Annotated in this window: 15 protein-coding genes and 2 pseudogenes; 8 read left to right on the top strand and 9 right to left on the bottom strand. The window is 42.8% G+C overall.

What is annotated here, in order from left to right; genetic code table 11:
- Positions 1-196 (top strand): hypothetical protein (locus IM477_RS14040; RefSeq protein WP_287732188.1); only part of this gene is annotated, 196 nt, incomplete at its 5' end.
- Positions 193-558: a hypothetical protein gene (locus IM477_RS14035; RefSeq protein WP_287732187.1), complete on the top strand. Its 366-nt coding sequence runs from the start codon at positions 193-195 to the stop codon at positions 556-558. The genes IM477_RS14040 and IM477_RS14035, both read left to right, overlap by 4 nt.
- Positions 559-583: 25 nt before the next feature.
- On the opposite strand, the gene IM477_RS14030 is transcribed toward IM477_RS14035, so the two are convergent.
- A complete protein-coding gene (locus IM477_RS14030; RefSeq protein WP_287732186.1) occupies positions 584-1,144 on the bottom strand; it encodes a hypothetical protein in 561 nt (186 codons plus the stop codon).
- A 161-nt stretch (positions 1,145-1,305) separates the two neighbouring features.
- Between IM477_RS14030 and IM477_RS14025 the strand changes: the two genes are divergently transcribed.
- Together IM477_RS14025 and IM477_RS14020 are read left to right on the top strand one after the other, a co-directional pair.
- Entirely contained in the window at positions 1,306-1,581 is a 276-nt protein-coding gene (locus tag IM477_RS14025) for a hypothetical protein (RefSeq protein WP_353743929.1), read from the top strand.
- 128 nt (positions 1,582-1,709) lie between these two features.
- Positions 1,710-2,594 (top strand): all3515 family Zur-repressed PEP-CTERM protein, encoded by an 885-nt coding sequence (locus IM477_RS14020; protein WP_353743928.1) that lies wholly within the window; start codon positions 1,710-1,712, stop codon positions 2,592-2,594.
- Positions 2,595-2,766: 172 nt separating this feature from the next.
- Here the strand turns inward: IM477_RS14020 and IM477_RS14015 are convergent, their stop codons facing one another.
- Positions 2,767-3,159, bottom strand: coding sequence for a hypothetical protein (locus tag IM477_RS14015; protein ID WP_287732184.1), 393 nt, complete (start codon positions 3,157-3,159; stop codon positions 2,767-2,769).
- Between the two features lie 11 nt (positions 3,160-3,170).
- Between IM477_RS14015 and IM477_RS14005 the strand changes: the two are divergent.
- Positions 3,171-4,073, top strand: a pseudogene (locus IM477_RS14005) (hypothetical protein).
- A 387-nt stretch (positions 4,074-4,460) separates the two neighbouring features.
- Here IM477_RS14005 and IM477_RS14000 read toward each other — a convergent pair.
- From IM477_RS14000 to IM477_RS23380, 3 genes are all read right to left on the bottom strand, one after another.
- Positions 4,461-4,898: a pentapeptide repeat-containing protein gene (locus IM477_RS14000; RefSeq protein ID WP_287732180.1), complete on the bottom strand. Its 438-nt coding sequence runs from the start codon at positions 4,896-4,898 to the stop codon at positions 4,461-4,463.
- A gap of 114 nt (positions 4,899-5,012) precedes the next feature.
- Positions 5,013-6,485, bottom strand: a complete 1,473-nt coding sequence (locus tag IM477_RS13995; protein ID WP_287732179.1) for a BCD family MFS transporter — start codon at positions 6,483-6,485, stop codon at positions 5,013-5,015.
- 70 nt (positions 6,486-6,555) lie between these two features.
- Positions 6,556-6,684, bottom strand: a complete 129-nt coding sequence (locus IM477_RS23380) for a DUF4351 domain-containing protein (RefSeq protein ID WP_409830411.1) — start codon at positions 6,682-6,684, stop codon at positions 6,556-6,558.
- A 313-nt stretch (positions 6,685-6,997) separates the two neighbouring features.
- Between IM477_RS23380 and IM477_RS13985 the strand changes: the two genes are divergently transcribed.
- Entirely contained in the window at positions 6,998-7,324 is a 327-nt protein-coding gene (locus tag IM477_RS13985; RefSeq protein WP_287732178.1) for a hypothetical protein, read from the top strand.
- A gap of 42 nt (positions 7,325-7,366) precedes the next feature.
- Here IM477_RS13985 and IM477_RS13975 read toward each other — a convergent pair.
- Positions 7,367-8,418: pseudogene (locus tag IM477_RS13975) on the bottom strand (glycosyltransferase family A protein).
- A 269-nt stretch (positions 8,419-8,687) separates the two neighbouring features.
- Here IM477_RS13975 and IM477_RS13970 point away from each other — a divergent pair.
- Positions 8,688-8,879 (top strand): DUF2949 domain-containing protein, encoded by a 192-nt coding sequence (locus IM477_RS13970; protein ID WP_008200383.1) that lies wholly within the window; start codon positions 8,688-8,690, stop codon positions 8,877-8,879.
- A 261-nt stretch (positions 8,880-9,140) separates the two neighbouring features.
- Here IM477_RS13970 and IM477_RS13965 read toward each other — a convergent pair whose 3' ends face one another.
- From IM477_RS13965 to IM477_RS13955, 3 genes are all read right to left on the bottom strand, one after another.
- Positions 9,141-9,599 carry a nitrate reductase associated protein gene (locus IM477_RS13965; protein ID WP_287732175.1) on the bottom strand — a complete coding sequence of 153 codons (459 nt, stop codon included), beginning with the start codon at positions 9,597-9,599 and terminating at the stop codon, positions 9,141-9,143.
- 73 nt (positions 9,600-9,672) lie between these two features.
- Positions 9,673-10,512: a prephenate/arogenate dehydrogenase gene (locus IM477_RS13960; protein WP_287732174.1), complete on the bottom strand. Its 840-nt coding sequence runs from the start codon at positions 10,510-10,512 to the stop codon at positions 9,673-9,675.
- A gap of 5 nt (positions 10,513-10,517) precedes the next feature.
- Positions 10,518-10,880 (bottom strand): cupin domain-containing protein, encoded by a 363-nt coding sequence (locus IM477_RS13955; RefSeq protein ID WP_190721814.1) that lies wholly within the window; start codon positions 10,878-10,880, stop codon positions 10,518-10,520.
- Positions 10,881-10,984: 104 nt separating this feature from the next.
- On the opposite strand from IM477_RS13955, the gene IM477_RS13950 reads away from it, so the two are divergent.
- Entirely contained in the window at positions 10,985-11,437 is a 453-nt protein-coding gene (locus tag IM477_RS13950; protein WP_002758186.1) for an SRPBCC family protein, read from the top strand.
- Positions 11,438-11,930: the final 493 nt, after the last annotated feature.

Below are 11,930 nucleotides of genomic sequence, written 5' to 3'. Positions count from 1 at the left end.
TCAGATACTTTTGAGCGTAGGCGCTCTCATCGAATTTTATTTTAAGTTAATTATTTGCATAACAATTCCCGAAGAGCCGATACTCTATTCGTTTATTAATTCATTATCTGAAGTTTCAAGAAGTGCCTATTCCTTACTGATTCATAGCTTAATTCAGCAACGCCATATTGTTCACATCAAACAAAAATCCCCATGAAAACTAGACAAGAATACCTCAACGCCCTAGTCAACTTTGACCAACCCCTATCAACCATCCTCCCTATCCTAAAAACCTTTCCTTGGGACAGTAGCGAAGCAATTATCACCCTAAAAAAAGAGCATCTGATCGATATTCTCGATCGCTATCTCAATAACGCTCTATCTGCCACCGACTTAGAAAACTGGGCTGATGCCATCGAATGCAGAGAAGATATCGCCTATAAAACAGATGAGGAAGATCTCATCAATGACATCATCTTTGACCTCGCTAACCCGACCTTAAACGATCCACTATCACCAAAAACAATCGAACAATACATCAGCCAACTTTCCAATTCAAAGCCTTCCTTAATTACCTAAATAATTGACCTCTTCTTGGCGAACTTTAACGGGGGTTTACTTGAATCTGAATCTTGTCCGAGGGGTTGAATTTAATTTCCTCCACAACGTAGGAACTATTGACCGCCACGGCTTCGATTCCTCGCAATTCTAAGGGCTTCAGCGAGGTTAAAGTTACTTCCGCTTTTCCTTTATTAACATCAACAATTTTGAAATTCTGTAGGGGTTCCTGCCAGCGTTTTCTATTCTGTTGTTCGACACTATTAGGTGTTGGTCGTATGGGGAACCGCTCTATACTAATGACAGAAGGTCGGGTTTCTCTGATAATTACTTTGCCTTGAAACTCTATCTGTTTGATCTCTTTCATTGCCACTTCTTTTGTTTTTGATTCTCTCCCTAAAGCGATCGTTTTTGCTTGGGAATCGAACTTGATTAATCTCCCAGATAGAGAAGTGCCATTTTTTAAAGATACATTTGTATCATCTGGTATGAATACGGGAATTTTCTTGACGGGAGATCGATCGCCGGTGGCCGGTAGATGATAGCCAGCAAGAGAGGCGATAAAAACTAGGCTAGTTGCGGTTATTATTGGGTAGAGTTTTTTCATCTTTACCTTGCCTGAATGATCGGGATTGGGTTGGTTCTGTTTTCAATCTTGGATGCGGTGAGTTAGGAGTAGCAGTAACCCACCCTGGGGTTTTTTCTAGAGGGGTTTTTCCATATTTTAGCGTCGGGATTGTCAAAGGAGAAGCGTTTTATCTTCTCTTTATGTTAAAACTTATAAAGCTACTCCTTCACGCGGTGGGCGATAGAAATATGACTCTACAAGAGCTAATGCGGTGGGTGGAAAAATTATCCTCGATCGAGAAACGGCAACTGATCGAAAAAATTACCGCAGAAATGGCATCGGAATCGGCAGAAATTAATCAACTCCGTCCATCTTTATGGGGTATATGCGCCGATTTAGGACAGGCTCCCTCGGCTGAAGATATCGATAAAACCCGACGAGAAGCGTGGGGAGATTTTACGGCAGAGGATCTTTAAGTGTTAAAAGCAGTTTTAGATACTCATGCGGTTATGGAGAGACGCGCCACCTGTCTACGACACGCTGTCTGTTGAATTCCAGAAAAGTCTTTATTACAATAGGTATAACAAAATCTCTGACAAAATATATGTTTATTTTGACTAATAAGGTTTTAAATGCCTTTTTCGTCTCGATTTCCGCCGTCTTTCTTAGTTCGACCGCGAGCCTCGCCCAATCCCATAGTAGTCATCATCATATTATGGTCGGGATAGACGGACTCCCGACTCTAGCCGGCGGGACTTATAAAGCTCTGGCCAATCCGAACTACGGGAGACTATCGCTTCTGTTCCCGCATCAACATGAACCCGTCGAGATCAGTCATTTCCACGCCATCGGTATTTATAGTTACACGGGGGAGGCAACGAATCCGACAGTGGTAGAGACCAGTACCAATAACCGATTGCCCGAAACACGGTTCGACCTACCCCCGATCCCCCTGTTTCCGGGTAGCGGCGTTTTTGCGGGAAAGAATATTAGCCAGAAAACGGACGCTCATATGTATTCGGATTTGAAAATACGTCCGGTCGCCCATTTAACCGACGATCTCGCCGATCCTTACGTGAACGCAATTTATAATACGGGAAAGGGTCGCTGGAAGGACTTGTTGGGAGACGAGGCGACGATCGCCCTACAATTAATCGATATCACGCCCGGTTTGACGGTAACGGACGCTTCGGGAATAAATTTGTTTAACGCGGTCAACGATACTTATGTTATCGGGCAAGGAGATTGGTTCGCTTTCACTCCCGTGTTTTCAACAGATGGGAACGCGCCGTTAGGAACCTATTCCGCTACCTTTCGCTTCGTGGATACGAATACCGCAAACGGTCGTACCCCGCTATTACCATCGGGAACCTTTAGCCTCGATTTCCAACCGGTTCCCGAATCCTCTACCTTGCCCGGAATCGTTCTCTTGGGTTCGCTCGGTCTTCTCGGCGGAGTAAAAAGGCAAAAAAAGAAAAATAGCCGATAATCCGTCCAAAATGTTAGGACTTTTCTAATCTAACGACCTACCATTGTAGGGAACCTGCGTAGGAATAACATCCCAGGGAGACAACTAATCAAATTCCTATTCCCCGAATATAATTCGATTCGGTGGGTTAGCCCTACTCGTAACCCAACCTGCGGTTTTTGTCAATATATTTTTACTTTCCGAAACCTTTTTTCGGGCGGTTTTGTTTGGCAATACGGAGGGCTTTTCCGGTTTTGCCATCCTGTAGTGCGATCCGCATCGATCGCTTTTTCTGGTAGGATTGAATATCCGCCGCTAACGGATGATCGTTATCGATCCGTAGATGGGTTAAAGAACATATAAGACCCGTTTGTTTTCCCGATTCATTTTTTAGGAAACAAATAATTCCCCCCTCGTCTCCAGTGTAGAAAATTTTATCGATCGAAAACTGGTGATCGGGTTTGTATCGCTCGCCTTTTGTTTCAGCTATTTTTAACGTTTCGGGAGTTGCACGCACGGGGATCGGTAAACTCGCTTCCATTTTCTCGATTAAAAAACTAACTTGTCGGGGATCGTCGATCGACATGGTTATTCTCCTTGATAAAATACGAAGAACTGGCGATAGAACCCGATCGATCGAGTAGGATAGCGATCGAAAACGCCAATCAGGGACATTTTGCCGTGAGCGCTCCGAATTCTCCCCCTCCCGGAACACAGATACTAGGAACCTTCGCCAGTCTTCTCGGTTTGCTGGGGATTTTTCTCTATTTTACGGGATAGATCTATCGGTGGGCCTATTTCGGCTGGTTTCGCCTTGAGATTAACCGTCTGGACTTGCCCTTGCGTTCCTTCCTTTTTGTGCCGATACAGGTCTTCTGTGGCGATTTCGGGGCGTTGATGCGAACGTTTCTGGCACTGGTTGCCGTTGCCTTCGCGATTCAATTTACCCTCTGGATTTTGTCTCCCCTGCCATCCTATTCAATTGTCAGTCAATCTCAACGGAAATTTCATCAAAAATTTCAGTTCCTAGGTTTATCAGTCCGGGGAATTCCCGAATCTCTCCGAAAAGATTTGATCGCTGTTATTTGGCTATTAATTATTCTTTTTTGGTTAGCTCGAATTCAGGGATCGATCGATGCCCGTCGCGATGCAGTTAATGATAGTTCTACCTTACCAGTTATCACTTTAGTTTTACCAGAAAAACAGATAGCGATCGGTCGCAATCCTGATGATGTTTTTACCGATCCTTCTTTTAAGGGTTATCGAATTATCGGTGAGACCAAATTACTCGAAGAGCTGCGGGGAAAAGAAACGAATGATAGTAAAGTCAATCCCCCGCGAGTTTGGCGGTTATTAATCCAAAATAACAATTGGATCTATGTTTTTCGCGGGTTATCTCCTCAGTCGGCAGAAAATGAACGTCCGGCGATTCTAGCCATTCGCGAGGATAAGGAGGGACAATTGATGATTCTCGCGCCGGATGTCCCAAAATCCCGATGAGAGTCAATCGGGGAAATTATCAAAAGCGATCGTTAATAAAAAAAGTCTAAAAGTCGCACCCCACAAGGTTTTCGGCGTTGTCAGATCAGAAGAGGAAAGATGCAATGCTCCGGTGCTGATTCGGAGCATCTTTCCATTTGACAACGCCGATTGTAGGGCTAATTCATGAATTAGCCCTACGCCGATTGTAGGGCTAATTCCACTGCTAAATCGAGCGACTCTTGTTCCCCACTTAAGCCCAACTATCGGCACTATTCGTTCATTAAACACTAATTGTCAAGATGCCATGTAATCTTTCCTATCAAAGTAATTTCAGTTCCGGTGCTGATTCGGAGCATCTTTCAATTTGACAACGCCAGGTTTTTAGATTCATTCAGCCCGCCCTATCTAGGGATTGCCACCACCCACAGCGATGCCAGTACCATAAATCTGAGCATTTGTCAAGTTAATTCTCTCCATCGATGCACCTGTCACATCGGCATCATAAATCACGGCACTGGTGAAATTGACTCCATCGAGATCAGCTTGATTCAAACTGGCATTAGTCAGAAAAGCTGCGGTCAAATTTGCGCCTTCTAGATTGGCATCGGTTAAATCTGCGCCCTCTAAGTTAGCTTCCTCCAGATTAGCTCCCTGTAAATTCGCTTTTCTCAAATCAGCACCGATTAGATGCGCCCCCCTTAAATCTGCACCGCGGAGATCACAGCCCGGACATTCCCGCGTATTCAATAATTGTTGTACCTGTTGAGGATTTTCCGCACCGACGGGGTTAATCAGCAGTAAAGAGGCTAGGGAACCTAGGGTAATCATTAAAGTCCTTTTCATCGTTTTAGCCTCCTCTTTCGTTTTCCTCTCTACTTTTAGGATAGGAAAAAAGCTGCTAACCAACTTCCCCCGATCGGGCTAATTCTCCTGTTATCTCACTTTTGCTTGCTTTTGCTAGTCGATCTCTCCTTTCATCACTGTTGCGATCGCTGCTCGGGCATTTTCCTTAAATTCCTTGACATCGACGCGACTTAATAACCAAACTGCCAGGATCATTCCCAATGCTTGCACGAGGAAAACGAAGCCATAGGCTAAAACCGGACTAGAAAAGACAACTTTACCGATATTTAAAATCGTACCCCCTAAAACCGTGGCCAATCCCCGTGCGATCGCTTGTGATAATCCCCAAGCGCCGATAAAAGTTCCCGCGGTTTCGGCAGCGGTTAAATCTAACATTAAACTGGTAGCCCCGGCGGTAATCATTCCCGAAGCTAAACCGAAAAAGAGCAAGCTTGATTTTAATAAACTTTGATTAGCAGAAAAGCCGGCAAAAATCAAGAGAATAAAACAAATTGTTGCAAAAATACAGCCATATTTAGTAGTTTTTTGTTTACCGATGCGGGGAATGAGCATAAATCCCGTGGCGGCAATACCAAAAAGGGTTCCGGTTCCCCAAAAAGCGTTTAATTGGGTGGTTTGGGCGATACACATCCCAAAAACCTCGCCGCCAAAGGGTTCCATAATTGCATCCTGCATAAATAAACTCAAAGTCATCATCAGCAGAAAGGTGAAAAATAAACCGGTTTGCCGACTAGCGGTGAGAACTTGTAGGGCATCTTTAAAGGTAATTTGATCCTCTCTTTGCACGAGAGTGGACCGACTACTAAAACGAGAATATTTTTTTTCTACGCCAAAAGTCGCTAAAATACAGAGACCGAAAACGATAGCGGGCATAATCGTGAACACGGGGTTAATATTCGCCTTTAGCTGCGGAATATTGGCTATAGGGGCTGATTGAGTCGGATCATAGGTCAAAATATTTGTACCGCAGATATTGGGAGTATCCAGCAAACGAGAACTAACGATCGCCCCGACGACGATTCCCACCATCAGCATTGACCAAACTATACCAACTAATTGCGATCGATTATCTTCATCGGACACATCCACCAAGAGGGCGGCAAAAGGGGTGGAACTGGCGCTTAAAGCGAGTCCGTAGAGGGCGAAAATTAAGGCTAAGAGGGCAATCCAGGCGTAGGAAATGGTACTCCATCCCGAAGTTTGAATACTAAGTCCCAATTGCCAGACTACTTGCAAAGCAATAAAAGCTAAAGCGGTAAAAACTGCCGCCCCAATCCAGACATAACCGCTGCGATGATGACCTAAAATAGTTTTACCGTCGGATCTTTGCCCAAACCAGATGCGCGCCGGACTAACAAACTGGTGCATAGCGATCGCAGCTGCGGCGAGAAAGGGTAAAACTTTTAACTCATCGATCATAATCCGATTGAGAACCCCCAAAGTCAGCAGGGACATAATACCTAGTCCCATCTGAAAGAGTCCTAAGCGAAACATGGTGAAAAGTCCCAGTTTTGGCAGGGGTTTTGGGGATGAGTGAGTAGAATTGGAGATATCGCTGGTAGCCATGGTTAAATCAATACAAAAAAAGCCAGTATTTAAAAATTTAACGCAGGACGAGCAGACATCTTCTGGGGATTTAAGTTTCTATCTCTGTTAACCAAGTGGTCAGATCTGTCAAGCTGGTAAAATCGAGCAGTGCTTCTCCTAAAGTTGCGAATTGTTCTAGAGATAGTTCTTGGATTTTTTGGCTTACAGTTGAGGATATTTCACCTCAACGACGGTTAAGTAGTTGTAGAATCAAAGCAACCGCTTCTTATTGTCTTCCTTTTTTTTGGATGTCCTGATCAATGACTGATTCGCCCATAATTTCTTCTCTTAATAAGCTTCTGATGATTTCCTTACTTAATACTAACCCCGCCAGAATTGCTGTAGCGGCGGCTAAATTGCTTTTTTCAGTTCTCCCCTTGATATTAAGTAGGTGGGTGGAATTAAATATAAGATGAACGTAGGTTGGGTTGAAGCATGAAACCCAACGCCCGATTATGTTACGCTACCGCTAACCCATCCTACAAATAATTGTGCCTCCCTACTTATCAATTTTTGTGGCTACTTTGGCCAAGATTTTCCTATTGTATTATCCATTTTCCTGTAACTGTATGTTCGAGTTAATCGAGATCGCAAAAAATGGAGATTTCTCCGATCGCATCTTCCCCATTGTCCTCCCCGATGCCAAAATCTACAACCCCAAAGACCGACTAAAATGCACTCAATACTGGGAAACCCAAAGCAACGAACTAGAAGAAACCATGAAACAGGGAGGACTCGCCAACCGGCAAGGAATTATCGACGATCTAAATCTTGACACCGTGATCCAGAAGTCAAATCGTAAAGTGCTTACTCTGTAATGATTATAATCGATTCGATCTTTGTTTAGCGTTGAAGTTCCATTAGGAATAAATTGGGTCTTTTTCCAGCAAACCTAGCAATTTTTGCATTTTAATCCAAACTCTTCTCATTTGCCAGAATTTACTTTTTTCCATGGCGGCTATTTTACTGTCAGCTTCTCGATAATCCAATTGGGTTTTTTGCAAGTCTTGTTGTAATTCTTGTTCATGAATTTCTAATTGTTTAATTCGTTCTCTAGCCTGTTCCAACTGAGCGAATATATCGACTCTTAAGGTGACTAAAGCAGCAAAAATGGCTTGGATATTTTGGGAGTAAAGTTGGGGATGATTATAAAAAAGTTGGGTGTAGGAATAAATATAGTGTTCTGCGGTCATTGAGCGACTCATAGAATCAGCTTTTTGTCGATAGAAAAATAACACTTCTGGGATACGATATAGCGGTGTGCAGTCGTATGAGGTACAGTGTCACGAGCTATAAACCATGCTAGGCAAAGCTTGGTCTGTATCTCACTCAAGCGCTTACCGCTATAGACTTCTCGACCTAATTCGATCAGAGATAACCAAAAATCGTGATCTTCCCAACCATAAATTAAATTAGTATTATAGCCCCCCACAGTTTCCCAATCGGATTTCCGAAATAAACCGGAGCAAAATATCATATTATCTACTAATATATCGGGAAATTTATACTCAGGCAGCGGCCAAATTCCTTGTCTATCCCCAAAATACTCCGCTTCGCAATAAACTATACCTAATTGCTCATTACCTTCTAGCAAAGTAACCGCTTTTTCTAGATAGGAATCGGCAATTTTATCATCGGCATCAAGAGGAAGAATATAGGTTCCTTGCCCTTGGGCAATTCCTAGATTTCTCGCTGTGGCAACCCCTTGATTTTCTGTGCGGATGATCCGGGTTTTTGGCTGTTGATAATCTTGTAAAATCTCGATGGTTTCTGGTTCTGTGGATCCATCATCAATGACAAGGATTTCAAAGTTTTGGTATGTTTGTTCTAAAACAGATGCGATCGCATCATCAAGATAGCGACCTTGATTATAGCAAGGAATAATCACGGAAACTTGAGGAACATGACTCATTGAGGGAAATTCTCTCCTACTCGATCAAAAACTAGGTTATCAATAGCTTATCCCAAAAGTTCCCCTTTCTCGTTTTTCTAAGTAAAGGAAGTGTTGATATCCCTACTAGCAATTTCGGGATAGTAGGACATATTATGGATAAATTCTGAAATTATTCCGATTGGTGGACAAAATCACCCAATTGGGTGATCCCCGTGAGGGAAGCATCTCTTTTTAATAGAGGATAAGTTATTCAATAATCCGATTATCATTACCAATGATCCCTAATCATGGAAGCTCATCAACAAAAACAACTCCGCCTTTTTCTCTTGGAAAAATTAGCAATTTCCCCCCGTTCCCTCGATATGGCCCTGCGTCTCTGTGAAGCATCGGTGGGTTCTTTGCCGATGGTTTTATGGCAGTACGGTTTAATCGATTTGTCGCAATTGAATCAAGTTTTTGACTGGATGGAAACTGTATAATTATTTTCCAAGAATATGCTCATTAATTATCATTTTTATTAAGAGAATTGACCAAGTTCCAGAGCAGCGAGTTCCTGCAATTTATTTATTAAGTCCCGTTAAGGTTTGCCATGGCAGAAAATCTTACCTTTGCTGGGACTAATTAAACCAGCTATCAGCCGCTATTTCCCCCCGTTTTAATTCGAGATTGATCTGGTATAAAATACTAATTTCTCGCCAAAGTAAGGTAGAAACAAACTTAATATAGCATAGGTTCTTGAGTTAGGCATCGACTATATGGAACTCTTTCAGTGCCGGATAGAAGTTGAGATTTTCATGACCCGGACGACTGAGTTTAATCAGGGCAAACCGTTGGGATGGTGGCAATTTTTGCCATTGTTCTAAACTAATTTCGATCGGGAATTCTCTAGCTTTTTCTCGGACTGTATCGGGAATCTGGCTATCATCTAGCCAAGCGGGATGCGGATCTATTGCTAGTTCTTCCGGGGGATTGCCAGTTTTTTCGGCGATTAATTTTTGCAGAAAATCTCGATAGATTTTGGCTTCTGCTGCCGTCGTACAAGCCATATTAACTAATACCATTCTTTCCGGTTGACTCAACTGCATCCAATGGGATAATTTTAATTTAACTCCACAGGTATCTAGTTTCATTCTCACGGTCATCGGTATGCAACGTAAGGAGTCAACAAATTCGGCTTCAAAGTCGAAAAAGGTGGTCATATCATTTTATTGGTTTGCTGAGTATAAATCTATGATACAGTGCTGCGAGATAATTGCTGGGCAAATGGTATTTTTATTGAATAAACTTGGCTCGATATTGATGACTAGAAACGAGAATTTCCTCTATTTCCTGCCATTTTTCTCCTGCAATATAGTCAACAATTTGATCAAGATTTTGCCGATAATTTGCCAAAGATATCAATAAAGCTTGACGATTGTATTTAGCCATCATTAAACCTAATTCGGGATTGCCACCACCGACGCGACTGGTATCGCGAAAACCAGAACTAGCTAAATTTTCCGCTAATTGGCGAATATTCAGGTCTTGTTCTTTCGCACAAGCTTGGATTAAACTGGTACTAATCATTACTGGCAGATGGGAAATCCATGCCACGGCTCGATCGTGTTCTTCGGGGGAGGAATAATAAATTTTACAGCCTAATTTCTGCACGATTTCAGTTAAGATTTCCACGGCAAAGTTAGGGGTAGATTCAAGGGGAGTAATCAGATATGGGGCATTGACAAATAAACCACATTCTGCCGCATTAATTCCCTGTTCGGTTTTCCCAGCCATAGGATGACTACCGACAAAATTTGGCCACAATTGGCCACAATTGGCTACAATTACCCCTTTAACTGATCCCACATCGGTGACAATGGTTTGGGTTTTTAAATAGGGAGTTAATTTTTCCAAAGTTGGCACAATTAAATGTATAGGAGTACAGATAAAGATTAAATCGGCAGTAGCTAATAATTCTAAACTGGTGCTAGATTCATCTACCACTCCTTTTTGTACAGCGATATCACAGGTGTATTGTTGACGGGAAACTCCCAAAACCTTATAACCTTGTGAGCGAAAATCTAATCCCAAGGAACCACCGATTAAACCCAGTCCAATAATGCCAATCTTCATTAGTTTTACTCAAAGATAATTTCGTCTTCCACTCGCCAAGCAGGATCGACAATGCACAAGAAAATTAAGGGTTCCTCCCCACAATTATGAATATATTGTTTAGCTAGAGGAGGTATATAAATGGCAGCACCGACAGTCACTAATTGCACTTCCTCATCGATGTGCATTTCCCCTTGTCCTTGCAAAATATAATAAACTTCCGCAGTTTTTAAAGCGTGAGGAGTAGAAGTTTCCCCCACATCTACCCAGGCGTGGGCTAAACTATAACGTAGATTTAACGGCTGTTTATCGGGATGCAATAACTCGCGCAATCGGGTATGATCACCGGCGATGAATTCCTCACATTCGAGCAGTTTTCTGATTAACATAGTAAAATTAAACCTCGAAGATTGTTTTTATTTTATCATTGAGTCAAAAGCTAAAGACTAATAGCCGTTATCATAGAAATATTCAGCATCGCCAGAATTAACGAATGACTTGGTTAGAACATAGTGTACAGGTAGAAGTGGACGCGCCGATCGATCTGGTTTGGGCTCTCTGGTCAGATTTAGAACAAATGCCCCAGTGGATGAAATGGATCGAATCGGTGAAAATTCTAGAGGAGGAGCCAGAGCTTTCCCGTTGGAAGTTAGCCAGTGGTGGTCTAGAATTTACTTGGTTGTCACGGATACTGAAAATTGTCCCCCACCAGATGATTCAATGGGAATCCGTGGACGGGTTGCCTAACCGCGGGGCCATTCGTTTTTATGACCGTCATGGTAGGAGTATTGTGCGACTGACGGCAGCCTATGCTATACCAGGTTGGTTAGGAAAATTGATGGATAATCTTTTCCTCGGTCGAGTGGTGGAATCAACCCTGCAAGCCGATCTAGAGCGTTTTCGCCTTTATGCTCTCAATATTGTCAATAATACGCCGCCAAGGTGAGGTAATGATCGGCAGTAAGCTGTTGACTATCTAAATTGCTCGTTAAGACTGTCTATGAGCAGGGAGCAGGGAGAGGGTGGTGAGCATTTGTACTAAAATTCCCCCGCGCGGTTTGAACGCAGTACAGCTTATTGCTGACCACCGACGACCGACTCCCCAAAAGGAAAACTTCCTACCTCACCATTAAGATAACTGCACAATTAAAAACTCACATCTGATAACTGATAACTGTTAACGAAGGCAGGGGGCAGGAGGCCGTTTTTGTAACGGGAATTTATGCCCCGCTCCAAAAACTTTTCGCCTTAAGGCGAGGTTTTAGACCCGATTTTTTCGATAATCAGGGTTTTATCTCTAGTGGGACTTAGACAAAAAACAAATCGAGAAAAGCCTCAACTCCAATCCCCGCTTGGGATTTACTTCGAGAAGCCCAAAATCGCTGAAACCCAGATATATCAAGGAAAATCATAAATCGAGGTTAACCCTTTGTCCCGTA

Origin of the sequence: Microcystis sp. M090S1, from assembly GCF_020246295.1 — a bacterium.
Classification (GTDB): domain Bacteria; phylum Cyanobacteriota; class Cyanobacteriia; order Cyanobacteriales; family Microcystaceae; genus Microcystis; species Microcystis aeruginosa.
The sequence above is the reverse complement of the archived record's forward strand: the minus strand, read 5'-3'. Positions and strand labels throughout refer to the sequence as shown.

Excerpts from the sequence above, each read along its gene's own strand:
- IM477_RS13955 (WP_190721814.1), bottom strand. The coding sequence starts at position 10,880 with ATGTTAATCAGAAAACTGCTCGAATGTGAGGAATTCATCGCCGGTGAT.
- IM477_RS13960 (WP_287732174.1), bottom strand. The coding sequence starts at position 10,512 with ATGAAGATTGGCATTATTGGACTGGGTTTAATCGGTGGTTCCTTGGGA.
- IM477_RS13950 (WP_002758186.1), top strand. The coding sequence starts at position 10,985 with ATGACTTGGTTAGAACATAGTGTACAGGTAGAAGTGGACGCGCCGATC.
- IM477_RS13965 (WP_287732175.1), bottom strand. The coding sequence starts at position 9,599 with ATGACCACCTTTTTCGACTTTGAAGCCGAATTTGTTGACTCCTTACGT.
- IM477_RS14030 (WP_287732186.1), bottom strand. The coding sequence starts at position 1,144 with ATGAAAAAACTCTACCCAATAATAACCGCAACTAGCCTAGTTTTTATC.
- IM477_RS14025 (WP_353743929.1), top strand. The coding sequence starts at position 1,306 with ATGTTAAAACTTATAAAGCTACTCCTTCACGCGGTGGGCGATAGAAAT.
- IM477_RS14015 (WP_287732184.1), bottom strand. The coding sequence starts at position 3,159 with ATGTCGATCGACGATCCCCGACAAGTTAGTTTTTTAATCGAGAAAATG.
- IM477_RS13995 (WP_287732179.1), bottom strand. The coding sequence starts at position 6,485 with ATGGCTACCAGCGATATCTCCAATTCTACTCACTCATCCCCAAAACCC.
- IM477_RS13970 (WP_008200383.1), top strand. The coding sequence starts at position 8,688 with ATGGAAGCTCATCAACAAAAACAACTCCGCCTTTTTCTCTTGGAAAAA.
- IM477_RS14000 (WP_287732180.1), bottom strand. The coding sequence starts at position 4,898 with ATGAAAAGGACTTTAATGATTACCCTAGGTTCCCTAGCCTCTTTACTG.
- IM477_RS14035 (WP_287732187.1), top strand. The coding sequence starts at position 193 with ATGAAAACTAGACAAGAATACCTCAACGCCCTAGTCAACTTTGACCAA.
- IM477_RS14020 (WP_353743928.1), top strand. The coding sequence starts at position 1,710 with ATGTTTATTTTGACTAATAAGGTTTTAAATGCCTTTTTCGTCTCGATT.